The organism is Geodermatophilus sp. URMC 60 (assembly GCF_053502585.1).
Genome location: NZ_CP199958.1, coordinates 2,593,111 through 2,610,602 on the forward strand (window position 1 = coordinate 2,593,111; position 17,492 = coordinate 2,610,602).

A 17,492-nucleotide genomic window follows, 5' to 3' on the forward strand; every position below is an offset into this window, starting at 1 on the left:
CGTCCCGGTTCCCGCCCCGAGCCTGCGAGGGGTGGCGAGGACGGGGCCCTTCTCCGAGCGGCGGGGGGCAGGGGGGTCCTCACCCATCGCTAGTGGCAGGCGCCCGGGGCGGGCGGCACGTCGAGGGCCGGGTTGCGGTCGAAGAAGCCCACCGGCTTGAGCTCGAAGGACACGACGTCGACCGGCATGACCGGCCAGTCCTCGGGCCGGGGGACGTGGTGGATGCCGAAGACGTGCCAGAGCACGAGGTCGGTGTCGGCGACCGGCCGGTCGGCCTTCGTCCACTCCGGGAGCCCGGCGTCCCGGCGGCTCTGGTTGCAGAACTCGCCGGAGGGCCAGCGCTCCTCCTCGTCGTACCGGCTCACCCACACCGGGTGGTCGATGACCTGCGCCCGCTGCCGGAACGGCGCGCTCGGGTCGGCCAGCGCGGGCAGCGCCGAGTTGACGTACAGCTTGTAGCCGGGCGCCGTCCCGAGGCGGTTGGGCTTGGTCCGGTTGACGACCTTGAAGCTGCGCTGGGTGGCGAAGTCGACGTCCAGGCGCCCCTCGGACTCCGTCTCCACCGCCCGGCTGCGGGTGACGACGGCGAGCCCGTGGGGGTTGTCCTCGGACACCGGCAGCGCCTCGCTCTCGGTGACCACGACGGTGTTCTCCGGGCCGTCGACCTCCATGTCGAGCCGGGCGACGACGAAGTGCTGGTGGATCGGCGCGTAGGTGCGCTCGTCGACCACGGTCCCGTAGGCCGGCGGGGTGTCCTCGTAGGCGCTGGTCACCATGATCCCGGTGGCGCGGACCTCGCACTGGATCGTGCCGTCCTGGTAGAAGCGCCAGTAGGTCAGGTACTCGTAGTTGGCGACGGTCGCGTGGAACGACACGACCATCCGCCGTGACCGCCGGACCTCGGCGCCGGCCTGCTCGTCGACGTGCTTCCACAGCACGCCGTCGTCCTCCTCGTGCAGGCAGATCGCGTTCTCGATCGTGTAGGGCTCGCCGCGGGTGTCGTGCAGCACGGCGTCGACGTAGGTGATGTCGCCGAGGCAGTCGCAGCCGAGCTTGAGCGACGTGGTCATGAAGCCCAGGCCCCACTCGCCGATGTCGAACGCGGTGCGGCGGTGGTGGTCGGGGCTGGGGTCGCGGTAGGGCACGACCATCTCCGCGAACGACATCCGGTGCGCGATCGGCCGGCCGTCGTAGGCGACCCGGTGGATCACCAGGCCCTCGCGGTGGTTGAAGCCCAGCCGCATCGACCAGTTCTGCCAGCGCAGCTCGGCGCCGTCGAGGGTGAACGAGACGCCCTCGGGCTGGGTGATCTCCAGCGGCTTCACGTCGGTGCGCTGCTCGAGCCCGGGGACGAGGGAGGGCACGTACTCGCCCATGACGGCGGGCTGCGCCGGCGGCGGGTTGTCCTCGACGTGCAGCAGCTCCATCGTGTTGAGGTCGACGACGAAGTGCAGGCCCATGACCGGGTTGGCATAGGGGTTGCCGCCGCGCACCGAGCGGCGCCACACGTCGGTCCAGCCGACCCGGCGGTCCTGCAGGCCCTGGGGGATCAGCGAGTGGCCGTAGGCCCAGGTGTCGATGAGCACCAGGTCGAGGTCGGTGATGCCCCGCTCCGCCAGCGCCTCGACCACTGCCGGGTGCTCGATCAGCACCTCGTGCGCTTCGTGCCACTCGTCGAGGGTCATGTTGGCCTGCTCGCCGGGCATCGCCTCCCAGGAGACGACGGCGTCGTCGGTGAGGGAGACGACCGCCTTGCACGGCGTCCCCTCGTCACGGCTCCAGCAGGTCACCCGGGCCTCGCGGCGGATCGGGTCGCCCGGGGAGAACGCGCGGACGACGTCCTTCGCCGGCTCGCGCAGCTCGATGGAGGCGAACCGCCAGCGCTCGTCGACCCCCTTGTCGCGGCGCAGGATGCCGGCGGCGGCGCGGAACTCGTCGGCGGTCAGGGGGTCGAGGGGGTGCGGGGTGCCGGCGGCGCGCGCGCCGGCCGTGCCGGAGCCGTGGCAGGACGTCGCGAGCTCGGTCATGACGGGTTCTCCTGGGTGGTGTCGGGGCGGTTCGCGAGCAGGGGGACCGACGGGTCCCAGCGGGTGCCGTCGCGGGCGTCGCGACGGCGGCGGGCGATGGCCGAGAGCGCCTCGAGGACGACCCGGTTGGCCAGGGCCGCGGTGATGTCGGCGTGGTCGTAGGGCGGGCTGACCTCGACGACGTCGATGCCCACCACGGGCAGCTCGAGGCACAGCCGGCGGACGGCGTCCAGCAGCTGGCGGGCGGTGAGCCCGCCCGGCTCCGGTGTCCCGGTGCCGGGTGCGTGCCCGGGGTCGCAGACGTCGATGTCGACCGAGAGGAAGACGCCGTCGCACTCGTCGGTGGCGATCGCCGAGGCCTCGGTGAGGCAGGCGTCGAGCCCGCGGTGGCCGATCTCGGTCATCTCGTAGGAGCGCATCCGCTGCGCCGCCATCCAGTCCAGCGTCTCGGGGGGCGGCCAGTAGCCGCGCAGGCCGACCTGCAGGAAGCGGTCGCCGCGCAGTGCCCCCGACTCGATGAGCCGCCGCATCGGCTGGCCGTGGCCCCACAGCGAGCCGAACTCGATGTCGCCGGTGTCGGCGTGCGCGTCGAAGTGGATCATCGACACCCGCCCGTGGCCGAGCACGTCGGCCACGCCCTTGGCGTCGGCGAAGGCGATCGAGTGGTCCCCGCCGAGCACGACCGGGATGGCGCCGGAGCGGGTCACCGTCTCGACGGCGGCCTCCAGCGAGCGCAGCGCCGTCTCGATGTCGCCGGAGTACATCTCCACGTCCCCGGCGTCGAGCACGCGCAGGTCGCGCAGGCCGTCGGTGCGCAGCGCCAGGCTCGGCCGCGACCCGTCGTGGGCGAGGTAGTCGGTCATCCGGATCGCCTGCGGGCCGAAGCGGGTGCCCGGACGGTGCGACGTGCCGCCGTCGAACGGCGCACCGAGGACGACGACGTCCGCGTCCGCGAAGGACGCCGGGTCGCCCAGGTCGCAGCGGTCGACGCCGAGGTAGGTGATGTCAGGCCCGAACTGGGCGCCGTAGCGCGTCATCGCGTGGAGGTCCGATCGGTCGTGCGGTTAAGGCTGGACGCGTCAGGCGAGCCACCATGACGACGGAATCCGTACGTGCCGAGAGGTTAGGCGACGGTTTCCGTGTTGCCAAGCCCGTGAGAATGTCCTCGGCGCGGCGATCGACGTCCTCCCGGAGGAACGGCGGGACGGGCGGCCCTCGGCCTCCTCCTGGGGCGGGGTCACCCGACGGAATGGACGGGTGCGCGTCCGACACGCACGCGAAACAGTCGTGGTGCATGCTCCTCGCGCTCGGATCCGTGGACGACGGCCATGCCGGAGTGTCGACGGGGCCCGAGTCGGGTGTACACCGTGGCGTCTTCCGCGATCCGTGCCGACCTGGCTGGCTGTCGCGTGTGAGGCGGAGCACACCCGCCTGCTGACGACATGCCGCGGGAGCGGCGCGGAGAGGAGGACCGCATGGCGGTGGAACAGAGGCCGGCGACCGCCCGGCAGGCCGACCTGCGGGCCAAGGGGTTGTCGAGCAACTCGGTCGGCCTGCTGGCCAGCGTGGTGCTCGGCGTCTCGAGCATCGCGCCGGTGTACGCGCTGACGGCCACCCTCGGTCCCACGGTGACCGAGGTCGGCCTGCAGATGCCGGCGGTCTTCCTGGCCGGCTTCCTGCCGATGCTGCTGGTCGCCTACGCCTACCGGGAGCTCAACCGGGTGGCGCCGGACTGCGGGACGTCGTTCACCTGGACGACCAAGGCGTTCAACCCCTACGTCGGCTGGCTCTGCGGCTGGGGCGCGCTGCTGGCCACGGTCATCGTGCTGTCCAACCTCGCGGGCGTGGCGGTGTCCTTCTTCTACCTGCTGCTCGGTGAGCTCACCGGCTCGGAGTCGGTGGCGGCGCTCGGCGACGACACGCTCGTCAACGTCCTCACCTGCGTGGCGTTCGTCGCCGTCGCCACCTGGATCACCTACCGGGGCGTGGAGGCCACCAAGCGCGTGCAGTACCTGCTGGTCGGCTTCCAGATGGCCGTGCTCGCGGTGTTCGCCGTCCTGGCGCTGGCCAAGGCCGGCTCCGCACCGGGTGCGATCCCGTTCGAGGCGTCCTGGCTGGACCCGACCGCCATCACCTCGTTCAGCGCGTTCACCGCCGGCCTGTCGCTCTCCCTGTTCATCTACTGGGGCTGGGACACCTGCCTGACGGTGAACGAGGAGACCGCCGGCACCGCCCGCACCCCGGGCCGCGCGGCCCTGCTGACCATGGTCGTCATCATCGTGACCTACCTCGGCGTGGCGATCGTCGTGCAGATGTACGCCGGCGTCGGCACCGAGGGCACCGGCCTGGGCAACCCCGACACCAGCGACAACGTGTTCGCCGCGCTGGCCGGCCCGGTCATGGGTCCGGGGCTGGCGTTCCTGCTCTTCCTCGCCGTCGTCGCGAGCTCGGCGTCGTCCCTGCAGACCACGTTCCTGCCGACGACCCGGACGATGCTCGCCATGGGCACCTACGGGGCCCTGCCCCAGCGGCTGGCAGAGGTGCACCCGCGCTTCCGGGTGCCCTCCACCGCCACGCTGGTGGCCGGGGCCGCCACGGCGGCGTTCTACGTGGGCATGACGCTCATCAGCGAGAACGTGCTCATCGACACGATCTACGCGCTGGGCCTGATGATCTGCTTCTACTACGGCCTGACCGCCTACGCCTGCGTGTGGTATTTCCGGCACGAGCTGCGCCGCAGTGCCAGGGACCTGGTGTTCAAGGGCGTCTTCCCGCTGCTGGGCGCGCTCATGCTCACCGCGGTGTTCGTGCAGACGGCGGTCGACACCCTCGACCCCGCCTACGGCAGCGGCTCCTCGGTGTTCGGCGTCGGCAGCGTCTTCGTCATCGGGATCGGCCTGCTGCTGCTCGGCGCGGTGCTCATGCTCGTCTGGCGGGCGCGGCACCCGGAGTTCTTCCGCGGCCAGACCCTGCGGGTCGACACCCCGTCGCTGGTCTTCGACGAGTGACGCCGGACCGGTCCGGGTAGCAACGCGGCCCGCCTCCCCGAGGGAGGCGGGCCGCGCTGTCGGGGGGAGGTCAGCGCTCGCCGGCGCCGACCACCTCGCGCTGCTCGACCTGCGGCCGGGCGGTGCGCCGCTCCAGCGCGGCGCCCTCGACGTCGAGGGTGGGCAGCCAGCGCAGCCAGCGCGGCAGCCACCACGCCTTGTCCGCGAGCAGGGCCAGCGCGGCGGGGACGAGCACCATGCGGACGACGAAGGCGTCGAAGGCGATGCCCGCGGCCAGGGCGAAGGCGATCGACTTGATCGTCGCGTCCCCGGAGGGCACGAAGCCGGCGAAGACCGAGAACATGATCAGCGCGGCCGCGACGACGACGGGGGCGGCCTGGCGGAACCCGGTGCGGATGGCCTCCATCGGCGCGGCGCCGTGGCTGTGCGCCTCGTGCATCCGGGACACCAGGAAGATCTGGTAGTCCATCGCCAGCCCGAACAGGATGCCGATGACCAGGATCGGCGTCAGGCTGATCAGCGGACCGGTGCCGTCGAGGTTGACCAGGTCGGCCAGCCAGCCCCACTGGAACACCGCGACGGTGGCGCCGAGCGCGGCCCCGACGGTGAGCACGAAACCGAGGACGCCCACCAGCGGCACCAGCAGCGAGCGGAAGACCAGCACGAGCAGCACCAGGGCCAGGCCCACGACCAGCGCGAGGTAGACCGGCAGTGCGGCGTCCAGGCTGGAGGCGACGTCCACGCTCACCGCGGTGGCGCCGGTGACCGAGGCCTGCGCGCCGTCGACGTCGGCCAGCAGGTCGCGCAGGTCGGCGACGAGCTGCTCGGTGGCCGGGTCGGTCGGCCCGGACTGCGGGATGACGCTCAGCAGGGCGGCGGTGCCGTCGGCGTCGGGCACCGGTGGGGCCACGAGCGCGACGTCGTCCAGACCGGGGATCTCACCGGCGGCCGCCGCCGCGGCCTGCACCGCGCCGTCGCCCTCGAACAGCACGGTGAGGGGCCCGTTGAAGCCCTCGCCGAATCCGTCGGCGAGCAACTGCTCGGCCCGGGCCTGGCTGCTGTCCTCCGGCGGGTTCTGCACCAGCGTGGTCTGCATGGAGAAGAACGGGACGGCGATGGTGCCCAGGGCCAGGACCGTCAGCAGCAGGGCGACCAGGCGGTGACGGGTGACCGTGGTGACCCAGCCGGCCAGGAAGCCCCCGTCGGCCGCGTGGTGGGTGTGCGCCTCGCCCCGCTGCCTCCTCGGCAGCGCCCGCAGGCCGAGGAAGCCCAGCGCGGCGGGGACGAGGGTCAGCGCGACGAGGACGGCGACGACGATGGTCGCGGCCGCGGCGAGGCCCATCTGGGTGAGAAACGGGATGCCGGCGACGAACAGCCCGGTCAGGGCGATGACGACGGTGAGCCCGGCGGTGACGACCGCGGAGCCGGCGGTGCCGACGGCCGTGGCGACCGCGGTGCCCACGTCGGCGCCCGAGCGCAGCTCCTGGCGGAACCGGCTGACGATGAACAGCGCGTAGTCGATGCCGACGGCCAGGCCGAGCATCGCGGCCAGGATCGGGGTGGTCGACGACAGGTCGGTGAAGCCGGTCGCGATCGTGATGCCGAGGACGCCGATGCCGACGCCGACGACCGCGGTCAGCAGGTTCATGCCGGCCACGACCAGCGAGCCGTAGGTGACGGCGAGGACGACGAGCGCGACGACGACGCCGATCACCTCGGCGGGGCCGCCGATGTGCGGGGGCGCCTGGATCGCCTGGCCGGTGACCTCGACGGTGAGCGGGCCGGCGCCGGCGTCCTCGACGGCCGCGGTCAGCGCGTCCTGCTGCTGGGGCGTGACCTCACCGACCGGCGCCTCGTAGGTGACGGTGCTGTAGCCGGTGGTCAGCTCGGGGTTGACCGAGGGGGCGGCCGGGTCCAGCGGGTTGCTGGCCGACGCCACGCCGGGCAGCTCGCCCAGCTCGGCGACCAGCGCACCCACGGTCGCGGCGTTCTCCGGCGTGGCCAGCGACGCGCCGCCCGGGGCGACGACCACCACCTGCGCCGTCGCACCGCCCGCGGCACCGAACTCCTCGCTGATCCGCTCCAGCGCGGTCGTCGACTCCTGGCCGGGGATCGAGAAGCTGTCCGACGTCTCGCCGGCCAGGGTCCCCGCTCCCACGCCGCCGCCGACGAGCAGCACGAGCCACACGAAGACGACGGCGACGCGGTGCCGGTGCGAGAAGGCACCGAGTCGGGACAACAGAAGTGCCATGGGGGATCAGGCCTCCACCTGGTCGGGATCGGGAAGAGCGGCGTCCGGACGGCGGTGGCCGAGCGCGTCGAAGCAGGTGGCGACGATGTGCTGCCGCCACGCGGTGGTCCGGTCCTCGGCGTGCGCGGCGAGGGTCAGCACCGCCAGCGCGGCGAGCGCGCCGATGACCCGGACGAGCCGGGGTGGCTCCGTGGTCTCGGGGTCGACGCCGAAGGCGTGCAGCACCGGGCCGGTCACGGCCGGGTGCGGCTCGGCGTCGAGATCGGTCACCGGCGCGAGCACCAGCGCGACCAGCCCGGGGTGGGCCAGGGCCACGTCGACCAGCACCTCCAGCGCGTGCCGGTCCCGCGCCGGGCCGGGGGGCAGGTCACCCACCTGGTCGAGCACCCGCTGGCCCAGCGAGCCGGCCTGGGCGAGCACCGCCGCGTGCAGCGCGTCCTTGCTGGGGTAGTGGTGCAGCAGCCCGGTCTTGGACAGGCCCACGGCGTCCGCGACATCCTGCACCGAGGTCTTGGCGAACCCGCGCCGGGCGAAGAGGGCGGCGGCCCGGTCGAGGATGCCCTCGTCGACCTGCTGCCGGAACGGTCGTGTCACCCGACGGACGGTACGGGATCACCGACCAGTTCGGTCGGTGTACCGACCGGATTGGTCGGTATCCTTCGTCACACCCGGGCGCGCGCCGCTCAGCCGGTGCGGGTCAGCGACGGGACGAGGGCCGGCAGCGACTCGTAGCCGCGCAGGACGATCGTGCCGCGGCGGCGACCGGGGCCTGCGGCGGCGAGGTCGGGGAAACGCTCGAACAGCGCGCGCAGCGCCACCTCGCCCTCCATGCGGGCCAGCGCGGCGCCCAGGCAGAAGTGGGTGCCGCTGGAGAAGGCGACGTGGTCGCGGGCGTTGGGCCGCGTGACGTCGAAGGCGTGCGGATCGGGGAACACCCGCGGGTCGCGGTTGGCCGCGGCCAGCAGGCACAGCACCAGCTCGCCCTCTGCGATGGGCACCCCGTGGACCGTCGTGTCGCGCTTGGCCCGCCGCCCGGTCCGCTGCACCGGGGACTCGACGCGGAGGACCTCGTCCACGGCGTTGGGCCACAGCGACGGGTCCTCGGCCAGCAGCTGCCGCTGGTCGGGGTGGGCGAACAGCAGCGCGGCGCCGTTGGCGACGAGGTTGACCGTCGTCTCGAAGCCGGCGCCGAAGACGAGGGTGGCCGTGGCGAGCAGCTCGTGCTCGGTGAGCCCGCTGCCGTCGTCGTCGGCCGTGGTCACGAGCGTGGAGAGCAGGTCGTCGCCGGGGGAGCGGCGCAGCTGCCGCAGGTGGCCGCGGAACCAGGCGTCGAGCTCGCCGAGGTGGCGCTCGACGCTGCGGTGGGTGCGCAGGTCCAGCCCCATGTCCAGGCTCGGCGTGGCGCCGTCGCCCCAGGCCAGGAACTGCTCGCGCATCGACACCGGGACCCCGAGCACCTCGGAGATAACCGTGACCGGCAGCAGGCTCGCGTACCGGGCCACCAGGTCGAACCGGCCGCCGTGCGCGGCGGCCTCCCGCTCGAGGTCGTCGAGCAGCTCGTCGGCGATCGCCCCGGTGCGGTCGCGCAGCCGCGCGACGGCTCGGGCGCTGAAGGCCCGGCTGACCAGCCGGCGGTAGCGGGTGTGCTCCGGCGGGTCGACGGCGAGCATGGACGGGGCGTCGATGGGGCCGACGCTCGGCCGCGGGCCGGCCAGCCGCAGCGCCCCGGCGAGCAGGACCGGCAGGCCGTCGGTGCGCGACCCGCCGATCTGGCCGAAGTCGTCACTGCGCAGGACGTCGGTGCAGACCCCGTGGTGGACGCTCACCCGTGCGAACGCGCCGCCCGCGAACGGTGCCACGGTCCGCAGCCGCTCGTAGTGGGCGTAGGGGTCCTCGCGGACCCTCGGGTCGACGAGCACCTCGGCGTCCGGGTTCCCCGCCCGGGCGCGGGCCCGGATCGCCAGCCGCATCGCCCCCTGGGTCGCGGCCCAGCGGACCGTACTGCGCACCACCACGTGTCGCCTCCCGTCACCAGGACCCCATCCTGCGTGACGCGGCTCACGACTCGCAGGTCGCCGCACCGACCTCCGCAGCGCGAGCTGCAGGATGCACCGGCGGGCGCGTCGGGCGGGTCCGCGCGCGGCTCACGGGGGTGCCGCACGACGGGCGGTGTTCTGGGAGGCTCGTCGCGCCGTCCCGACCCGGAGGAGAGCTGTGTTCACCAAGGTGCTGGTCGCGAACCGAGGCGAGATCGCGGTGCGGGCGTTCCGCGCGGCCTACGAGCTCGGCGCCGAGACGGTGGCCGTCTTCCCGTGGGAGGACCGCAACTCGGTGCACCGGCTCAAGGCCGACGAGAGCTACCAGATCGGCGAGGAGGGGCACCCGGTCCGGGCGTACCTCTCGGTCGACGAGATCGTGCGGGCCGCGCAGCGGGCCGGTGCCGACGCGGTCTACCCCGGCTACGGCTTCCTGTCCGAGAACCCCGAGCTCGCCGAGGCCTGCGCGCAGGCCGGGATCACCTTCGTCGGCCCGCCGGCGTCGGTACTGGAGCTGACCGGCAACAAGGCGCGCGCGATCGCCGCCGCGCGCGACGCCGGCCTGCCGGTGCTCGCCTCCACCGAGCCCAGCGCCGACCTCGACACCCTCCTGGCCGCATCCGAGCAGCTGCCGTTCCCGGTGTTCGTCAAGGCGGTCGCCGGCGGCGGCGGGCGCGGCATGCGGCGCGTGGAGGACCCGGCGGAGCTGACCGGCGCGGTGCAGGCGGCGATGCGCGAGGCCGAGTCGGCGTTCGGCGACCCGACGGTCTTCCTCGAGCAGGCGGTGGTCGAGCCGCGGCACATCGAGGTGCAGGTGCTGGCCGACGGGGCGGGGGACGTCGTCCACCTCTTCGAGCGCGACTGCTCGGTGCAGCGCCGGCACCAGAAGGTCGTCGAGCTCGCCCCGGCGCCGAACCTGGACCCCGCGCTGCGCGAGCGGATCTGCGCCGACGCGGTCGCCTTCGCCCGGGCCATCGGCTACGTCAACGCCGGCACGGTGGAGTTCCTGCTCGACGCCGAGGGCCGGCACGTGTTCATCGAGATGAACCCGCGGATCCAGGTCGAGCACACGGTCACCGAGGAGGTCACCGACGTCGACCTGGTGCAGAGCCAGCTGCGGATCGCCTCGGGGGAGACCCTCGCCGACCTGGGCCTGTCGCAGGACACGATCCAGCTGCGCGGCGCGGCGCTGCAGTGCCGGATCACCACGGAGGACCCGGCCAACGGGTTCCGCCCGGACACCGGCCGGATCACCGCCTACCGCTCGCCCGGCGGGGCCGGGATCCGGCTGGACGGCGGCTCGTCGCTGGGCGCGGAGGTCGGTGCGCACTTCGACTCGATGCTGGTGAAGCTGACCTGCCGCGGGCGGGACTTCCCCACCGCGGTCGCCCGTGCCCGCCGGGCGGTGGCCGAGTTCCGCATCCGCGGCGTGGCCACCAACATCCCGTTCCTGCAGGCGCTGCTCGACGACCCGGACTTCGCCGCCGGGCGGGTCACGACGTCGTTCATCGAGCAGCGGCCGCACCTGCTCACCGCGCGCAGCTCGGCCGACCGGGGGACCAGGCTGCTCACCTACCTGGCCGACATCACGGTCAACCAGCCGCACGGGGAGCGCCCGCACCTGGTCGACCCGGTGCAGAAGCTGCCCCGCGTGGACCTGGGCACCCCGCCGCCGGACGGCTCCCGCCAGCGGCTGCTGGCCGGGGGCCCCGAGGCGTTCGCGGCGGAGCTCCGCGCGCAGACCGCGCTGGCGGTCACCGACACCACCTTCCGCGACGCCCACCAGTCGCTGCTGGCCACCCGGGTGCGCACCAAGGACCTGCTCGCCGTCGCCGGGCACGTCGCCCGCACGGCCCCGCAGCTGTTCAGCCTGGAGGCGTGGGGCGGGGCGACCTACGACGTCGCGCTGCGCTTCCTGCACGAGGACCCGTGGGACCGGCTGGCGTCGCTGCGCGAGGCGGTCCCCAACCTCTGCCTGCAGATGCTGCTGCGCGGCCGCAACACCGTGGGCTACACCCCCTACCCCGAGGCGGTCACCGACGCCTTCGTCCGGGAGGCGGCGACCACCGGCATCGACGTCTTCCGGGTCTTCGACGCGCTGAACGACGTCGCGCAGATGCGCCCGGCCATCGACGCCGTCCGGGCGACGGGGACCGCGGTCGCCGAGGTGGCGCTGTGCTACACCGGCGACCTCTCCGACCCGGGTGAGGACCTCTACACGCTGGACTACTACCTCCGGCTGGCCGAGCAGATCGTCGAGGCGGGCGCGCACGTGCTCGCGATCAAGGACATGGCCGGTCTGCTCCGCCCGCCGGCGGCCGCCCGGCTGGTGACCGCGCTGCGCGAGCGTTTCGACCTGCCGGTGCACCTGCACACCCACGACACCGCCGGCGGGCAGCTGGCCACCCTGCTGGCCGCGTGGTCGGCCGGGGTGGACGCCGTGGACGGCGCGGTCGCCTCCATGGCCGGGACGACGAGCCAGCCGCCGCTGTCGGCCATCGTCGCGGCGACCGACGCCACCGAGCGCGCCACCGGTCTGGACCTCGCCGCGGTCAACGACCTGGAGCCGTACTGGGAGGCGGTGCGCCGGGTCTACGCGCCGTTCGAGTCCGGCCTGGCCGCGCCCACCGGGCGGGTCTACCGGCACGAGATCCCCGGCGGGCAGCTGTCCAACCTGCGCCAGCAGGCGATCGCCCTGGGCCTCGGGCAGCGCTTCGAGGAGGTCGAGGACGCCTACGCCGCCGCCGACCGCCTGCTGGGCCGGCTGGTCAAGGTCACGCCGTCGTCCAAGGTGGTCGGCGACCTGGCGCTGCAGCTGGTCGGCTCCGGGGTCAGCGTCGAGGACTTCGCCGCCGAGCCCGGCAAGTACGACCTGCCCGACTCGGTGATCGGCTTCCTGCGCGGCGAGCTCGGCGACCCGCCCGGCGGCTGGCCCGAGCCGTTCCGCACCCGGGCGCTGGAGGGCCGCCGTCCCGCCGAGCCGCCGGCCGAGCTGTCGGCCGACGACGAGCGCGGCCTGGCCGAGGCGCCGCGGGAGACGCTCAACCGGCTCCTCTTCCCCGGACCCACCCGCGAGTTCGAGGCCCACGCGGAGCAGTACGGCGACGTCTCCGTGCTGCCCACGAAGGAGTTCCTCTACGGCCTGCGGCCCGGCGACGAGCACGCCGTCGACCTCGAGCCCGGCGTCACCCTGCTCGTGGGCATCGAGGCGATCAGCGACCCCGACGAGCGCGGCATGCGCACCGTCATGTGCACGCTCAACGGGCAGCTGCGGCCGGTGTCGGTGCGCGACCGCTCGGTCGACGCCGCGGTGAAGGCCGCCGAGAAGGCCGACCGCAGCGACCCCGGCCAGGTCGCGGCGCCCTTCGCCGGCGTGGTCACCCTGCAGGTCAAGGAAGGGGACACCGTCGAGTCCGGGCAGCCGATCGCCACCATCGAGGCGATGAAGATGGAGGCCTCGATCACCGCGCCGGTCGGCGGCACGGTGGAGCGGCTGGCGATCAGCGAAGTCCAGCAGGTGGAGGGCGGGGACCTGCTCGTCGTCCTCCGCTGAGGAGGAGGGGCCGGCCCCCGCGCCGGCCGGCCCCTCCCCGGGCGACGGTGCCACCGCGCGCCTTCCGCAGCCGGTCCGCTCCTCGCTCGCCGGCGCTCGCTGCGAGGCTCCCGGCGGCGTCAGACGACGAGCACCACGACCAGCGTGCGCGGGCCGTGCACGCCCTCGACCCGGTCGAGCTCGATGTCACTGGTCGCTGACGGACCGCTGACCATCGTCAGCGGCGCGTTCGGGTCGAGCCGGCCCAGCGCCTCGGGCACCCCGCCGACGACCTGCTCGGCCTCGACCACGCAGACCAGGCAGTCGGGCAGCAGCGAGACCGCCCGCCGTCCCGACAGCGGACCGCCGTCGAGGACCAGCGTGCCGGTCTCGGCGATCGCCACCGCCACCCCGGTCAGCGTCGCGGCGAACGCGGTGAGCTCCACGGCCGGCCGGCCGTCGTCCTCGGTTCCCCCGTCGGGCCGCCAGCCGGCCGGGACCCCCGGCGCCACGACCACCGACGCCGGATCCCAGCCGGGACCCAGCCCGGTGTCGAGGGCTGCGGCGACGGTGGCCCCCACCTCGTCCGGGCCGCACCGCAGCACCGAGGCCTTGTAGTCCTCCAGCCGGTCGACGAGGACCTCGCGCAGCTGCTCGGCCGGGCGCTCGTCGGCGGTGCGGTAGTCGCGGGGGACCACCACGTCGGGACGGCGCTCGCCCAGGGCGGTGCGGACCCGGCCGAGCACCTCCTCGCGCGCGCTCGTCACTGCCGCCCCCCGTGCTCCCGGGCCCACGCCTGCGTGAACGTCTCCTTCGGCGGGGTCGGCAGGTCGCGGCTGCGGGTCCAGGCCGACGCGGGAGGTGGCAGCGCGGCCGGCAGCGTCGGCCTCCCGCGGGCGAGGAGGCGGCCCAGGCCGGCGGCCCGCTGGGTCAGCCGCCACAGCCGCGGGTTCGACATCGCCTTCGACAGCGCCCGGAAGGCGACCGCCTCGGCGGTGACCTTCTCCTGCGCCTCGACGTGCTCGCCCCGCAGGTGCACCAGGATCGAGGGGATGTCGATGGCCACCGGGCAGGCGTCGTAGCAGGCGCCGCACAGCGACGAGGCGTACGGCAGCGAGGCGTTGTCCTCGACCCCGGTCAGCTGCGGGGAGAGCACCGCGCCGATCGGGCCCGGGTAGACCGAGCCGTAGGCGTGCCCGCCGGTGCGCTCGTACACCGGGCAGACGTTGAGGCAGGCCGAGCAGCGGATGCAGTGCAGCGCCTCGCGGCCCACCTCGTCGGCGAGCACCGCCGTCCGCCCGTTGTCGAGCAGCACGAGGTGGAACTCCTGCGGGCCGTCGCCGGGACTCACGCCGGTCCACATCGAGGTGTAGGGGTTCATCCGCTCGCCGGTGGAGGAGCGGGGGAGCAGCTGGAGGAAGACCTCGAGGTCGCGCCAGGTCGGCACCAGCTTCTCGATGCCCATGACCGTGATCAGCGTCTGCGGGAGGGTCAGGCACATCCGGCCGTTGCCCTCGCTCTCGACGACGGCGAGGGTCCCGGTCTCGGCGACGGCGAAGTTGGCGCCGCTGATCGCCACCTTCGCGCGCAGGAACCGCTCCCGCAGGTGCGTGCGGGCGGCCATGGCCAGCCGGCGCGGCTCGTCGGGGAGGTCGCGGTCGGCGCCCGGTCCCTGGAACTGCGGCATGGTGCGCAGGAAGATCTCGCGGATCTCGGCACGGTTCTTGTGGATCGCCGGCACCAGGATGTGGCTGGGCGCGTCGTCCCCGAGCTGCACGATCAGCTCGGCGAGGTCGGTCTCGTGCGCGGTGATGCCGGCGGCCTCGAGCGCCTCGTTGAGGCCGATCTCCTGGGTGGCCATCGACTTGACCTTGACGACCTCGTCGGTGCCGGTGGCCTGCACCAGCCGCGTGACGATCGCGTTGGCCTCCTCGGCGTCGCGGGCCCAGTGCACCGTGCCGCCGCGGGCGGTGACCTGTTCCTCGAGCTGCACCAGCAGCTCGTCGAGCCGCGCCATCGTCGACTGCTTGAGCGCCTTGCCGGCCTGGCGCAGCTGCTCCCAGTCGGGCACCTCGCCGACGACCCGGGCCCGCTTGGCGCGGATGGTGCTGGTCGCGTGGCCGAGGTTGGCCCGCAGCTGGCCGTCGCGCAGCGCGTCGCGGGCGGCCTCCGGGAAGGGCCGGTCGCCGCGCAGGTGGCCGACCCCGCGGGGCGCCGTCGGCAGGCCGAGGAACGTCGTCCCGGACCGGGGGGCGCCGGGGGCCAGCGGCGTCTGATCGGTGCGCAGGTCCTCGGGGGTGGTGGTCATGCCGGCACCTCGGCGGTCTCTGCGGAAACGGCCGGCTTCGTGGTCTGGTGCGGGCTCACGGCGTCCTCCGTCGAGGCCAGGATCTCGGCCAGGTGCACGGTGCGCGTCCCCGACCGCAGTCGGGACAGCCCACCGCCGATGTGCATGAGGCAGGAGGCGTCACCGGCGGTGCACACCTCCGCGTGGGTGGACAGCACGTTGGCCATCTTGTCGGTCAGCATCGCCGTCGAGGTGTCGGAGTTCTTCACCGAGAACGTGCCGCCGAAGCCGCAGCACTGCTCGGCGGCCGGCAGCTCGACGAGCGTCAGCCCGCGGACCGCGCGGAGCAGCTGCAGCGGCCGGTCGCCCACCCTCAGCAGCCGCAGCGAGTGGCAGGTCGGGTGGTAGGTCACCCGGTGCGGGTAGTAGGCGCCGACGTCGGTCACGCCGAGGACGTCGACGAGGAACTGGCTCAGCTCGTAGGTGCGCCCGGCCAGGGTCTCGGCCTCGGCGGCCAGCTCGTCCTCGCCGGCCCGGCGCAGCACCATGGCCTGCTGGTGGTGGATCGAGGCCACGCACGACCCGGACGGCGACACGATCGCCTCGGCGCCCGCGAAGGCACGCACGTGGTTGGCCACGATCGGCACCGCCTCGCGCCGGTAACCGGTGTTGACGTGCATCTGCCCGCAGCAGGCCTGCCCGGCCGGGACGACGACCTCGTGACCCAGCCGCTCCAGCAGCCTCGCCGTGGCCATCGCGACCTGCGGCGCCACCGTGTCCACCAGACACGTGGCGAACAGCGCCACCCTCATGCCGCTCCCTCCCGGTGGGCCGCGACGTCGCGGCGCACCATGCTCGACTCCCGGACGACCGGGCCGATCCGGCGATCGGCCCGGTCGCCCCGGGCCCCTCGTGGGACTCTGCCAGGAACGGCCCTCCGGCGCGGCCGCGCGGTCGATGCCGTTCCGGGTACGCACGCGGGACGGAGGCCCGGCCGCGGCAGGTCAGGTGCGGTCGCGCCGGCGCTCGATCGCATCGAGCACCGTCTTGCGGCCCTTCCCCAGCTCCCGCTCGGCCCGCTCGGCGCGGTCGAGCTGGGAGTCGCCGCTCATCGCCGACACCCGCCTGCGCGCCTCCGCCGCGTCGGCGTCGACGAGCTCGGCGGCCCTGCGGGCCTCCTTGGCCGCGTCGGTGTTGGCGACGTGCTGCTCGTCGCCCTCCCGCTTCCGGCGGTCGGTGGCCGCCTTCTCGTCGTCGCTGAGCAGCTGCCAGGCGACGTCGGGCAGGTAGCGCCGGGTCCCGTCGGCGTCGCGGGCGCGGTTGCCGCCGTCCGCGGTGTGCCACTCCTGCTCGGTCCACTCCTGGAGGTGCTGCTGGGCCTCGGTGCGCTTGCCCTCGTGCCGGTAGCCGCCGCCGTGCGCCTCGTACTCGTGCGTGAGCAACTGGCTCTTCCGGGCGCTCCACTGCCCCGGTCGGCCGCCGCGGTCACCCGCCTTGATCTCCTCCTTGAGCCGCGCGCGCAGCTCCGGGTCCGTGTAGTCCTCCGCGTAGTCCTCCGCAGACTTCCCGCTCATGGGTGCCGGGATACCCCGGTGTAGCCACTCCACTCAGGTCGTCCGGAGCTCCCGCCCCGGCTCCCCGTGCCGGTCAGGTGCGGGCGGGGCCGGGCGGCCCAGGGGGCCGTCCGGGCGAAGGACACGACGGACTGGTCCTACGGCCACCACGCCGGGGTCCGGGAGGACGCCGGCTGTCCCCGCTGCACGCCGACCTGACCGGCCTGCCGCCGGCGGTCGTCACCGCGGGGGACGACCCGCTCCGGGACGAGGGCGAGGCCCACGGCGAGCCGCTGCAGGCCGCCATCGACGGGAGCTGCGCGCGCTTCGGGGAGCTCATCCGGGGCTGAACCGTCCGGCGTCGTCCGGCGGGCACCGCGGCACCCGGCTGGGCGGTCAGTGCGTGCCGGCGCCGGCCTCCCGGCCGGTCAGCACGCGCGTGACCGCGGGGGAGGGGCGCAGCTCCACCGGGCGGCCGGCCAGCTCGGCGGCCTCGACGTGGTCGAGCAGCAGTTCGCGCCCGGACTCGGACAGCGCGGTGACCGAGCGGGCGTCGATGCGGTCGATGCGCGCGGGTTCGCGGCCGTAACGCCGCCAGAACGCGTCGACGGCCGCGGCGTCGACCGCGCCGGCGAGGCAGAGCAACCGCCCGCCGGTGGTGTTCAGCAGGCGGACGACTCCGCGCCTGCTCCCGGGGCTGTCGGGGATCTCCGGACTCACGACCCCAGTGTGCGGCGACGGACGGCGACCGGCCGCCGGCGTCGCGGGGGTCCCGGCGCGCTCCGCCGTCCGTCGCGG

General features: G+C 74.2%; 12 protein-coding genes. 2 read left to right on the forward strand and 10 right to left on the reverse strand.

The window, feature by feature from the left end; all coding sequences use genetic code 11:
• Positions 1-89: 89 nt before the first annotated feature.
• Both ACWIX3_RS12440 and speB read right to left on the reverse strand, forming a co-directional pair.
• Positions 90-2,027: a primary-amine oxidase gene (locus tag ACWIX3_RS12440; RefSeq protein WP_448612376.1), complete on the reverse strand. Its 1,938-nt coding sequence runs from the start codon at positions 2,025-2,027 to the stop codon at positions 90-92.
• Positions 2,024-3,064: an agmatinase gene (speB, locus tag ACWIX3_RS12445; protein ID WP_448612377.1), complete on the reverse strand. Its 1,041-nt coding sequence runs from the start codon at positions 3,062-3,064 to the stop codon at positions 2,024-2,026. The genes ACWIX3_RS12440 and speB overlap by 4 nt, the downstream gene beginning before the upstream one ends.
• 438 nt (positions 3,065-3,502) lie before the next feature.
• Here speB and ACWIX3_RS12450 point away from each other — a divergent pair, with 438 nt between their 5' ends.
• A complete protein-coding gene (locus ACWIX3_RS12450) occupies positions 3,503-5,035 on the forward strand; it encodes an APC family permease (RefSeq protein ID WP_448612378.1) in 1,533 nt (510 codons plus the stop codon).
• Between the two features lie 70 nt (positions 5,036-5,105).
• On the opposite strand, the gene ACWIX3_RS12455 is transcribed toward ACWIX3_RS12450, so the two are convergent.
• The 3 genes from ACWIX3_RS12455 to ACWIX3_RS12465 form a co-directional block, all read right to left on the reverse strand.
• Entirely contained in the window at positions 5,106-7,286 is a 2,181-nt protein-coding gene (locus ACWIX3_RS12455) for an MMPL family transporter (RefSeq protein WP_448612379.1), read from the reverse strand.
• A 6-nt stretch (positions 7,287-7,292) separates the two neighbouring features.
• Positions 7,293-7,880, reverse strand: coding sequence for a TetR/AcrR family transcriptional regulator (locus ACWIX3_RS12460; RefSeq protein ID WP_448612380.1), 588 nt, complete (start codon positions 7,878-7,880; stop codon positions 7,293-7,295).
• An 89-nt stretch (positions 7,881-7,969) separates the two neighbouring features.
• Positions 7,970-9,301, reverse strand: a complete 1,332-nt coding sequence (locus ACWIX3_RS12465) for a cytochrome P450 (RefSeq protein ID WP_448612381.1) — start codon at positions 9,299-9,301, stop codon at positions 7,970-7,972.
• A gap of 199 nt (positions 9,302-9,500) precedes the next feature.
• Here ACWIX3_RS12465 and ACWIX3_RS12470 point away from each other — a divergent pair, with 199 nt between their 5' ends.
• Complete coding sequence (locus tag ACWIX3_RS12470) at positions 9,501-12,875, forward strand: pyruvate carboxylase (protein ID WP_448612382.1); 3,375 nt, start codon at positions 9,501-9,503, stop codon at positions 12,873-12,875.
• Between the two features lie 119 nt (positions 12,876-12,994).
• Here the strand turns inward: ACWIX3_RS12470 and ACWIX3_RS12475 are convergent, their stop codons facing one another.
• From ACWIX3_RS12475 to ACWIX3_RS12495, 5 genes are all read right to left on the reverse strand, one after another.
• Positions 12,995-13,621, reverse strand: coding sequence for a LutC/YkgG family protein (locus tag ACWIX3_RS12475; RefSeq protein ID WP_448612383.1), 627 nt, complete (start codon positions 13,619-13,621; stop codon positions 12,995-12,997).
• Entirely contained in the window at positions 13,618-15,162 is a 1,545-nt protein-coding gene (locus ACWIX3_RS12480) for a LutB/LldF family L-lactate oxidation iron-sulfur protein (protein WP_448612384.1), read from the reverse strand. Before ACWIX3_RS12480 ends, ACWIX3_RS12475 begins: the two co-directional genes overlap by 4 nt.
• Positions 15,159-15,953, reverse strand: coding sequence for a (Fe-S)-binding protein (locus ACWIX3_RS12485; protein ID WP_448612385.1), 795 nt, complete (start codon positions 15,951-15,953; stop codon positions 15,159-15,161). Before ACWIX3_RS12485 ends, ACWIX3_RS12480 begins: the two co-directional genes overlap by 4 nt.
• 192 nt (positions 15,954-16,145) lie before the next feature.
• Positions 16,146-16,715 carry a hypothetical protein gene (locus tag ACWIX3_RS12490; RefSeq protein WP_448612386.1) on the reverse strand — a complete coding sequence of 190 codons (570 nt, stop codon included), beginning with the start codon at positions 16,713-16,715 and terminating at the stop codon, positions 16,146-16,148.
• Positions 16,716-17,090: 375 nt separating this feature from the next.
• Complete coding sequence (locus ACWIX3_RS12495; protein WP_448612387.1) at positions 17,091-17,414, reverse strand: hypothetical protein; 324 nt, start codon at positions 17,412-17,414, stop codon at positions 17,091-17,093.
• Positions 17,415-17,492: the final 78 nt, after the last annotated feature.

What these genes read in the sequence shown, in the direction of transcription:
- ACWIX3_RS12490 (WP_448612386.1), bottom strand. Translation starts at nt 16,715, where the DNA reads ATGAGCGGGAAGTCTGCGGAGGACTACGCGGAGGACTACACGGACCCG.
- ACWIX3_RS12480 (WP_448612384.1), bottom strand. Translation starts at nt 15,162, where the DNA reads ATGACCACCACCCCCGAGGACCTGCGCACCGATCAGACGCCGCTGGCC.
- ACWIX3_RS12455 (WP_448612379.1), bottom strand. Translation starts at nt 7,286, where the DNA reads ATGGCACTTCTGTTGTCCCGACTCGGTGCCTTCTCGCACCGGCACCGC.
- ACWIX3_RS12450 (WP_448612378.1), top strand. Translation starts at nt 3,503, where the DNA reads ATGGCGGTGGAACAGAGGCCGGCGACCGCCCGGCAGGCCGACCTGCGG.
- speB (WP_448612377.1), bottom strand. Translation starts at nt 3,064, where the DNA reads ATGACGCGCTACGGCGCCCAGTTCGGGCCTGACATCACCTACCTCGGC.
- ACWIX3_RS12485 (WP_448612385.1), bottom strand. Translation starts at nt 15,953, where the DNA reads ATGAGGGTGGCGCTGTTCGCCACGTGTCTGGTGGACACGGTGGCGCCG.
- ACWIX3_RS12440 (WP_448612376.1), bottom strand. Translation starts at nt 2,027, where the DNA reads ATGACCGAGCTCGCGACGTCCTGCCACGGCTCCGGCACGGCCGGCGCG.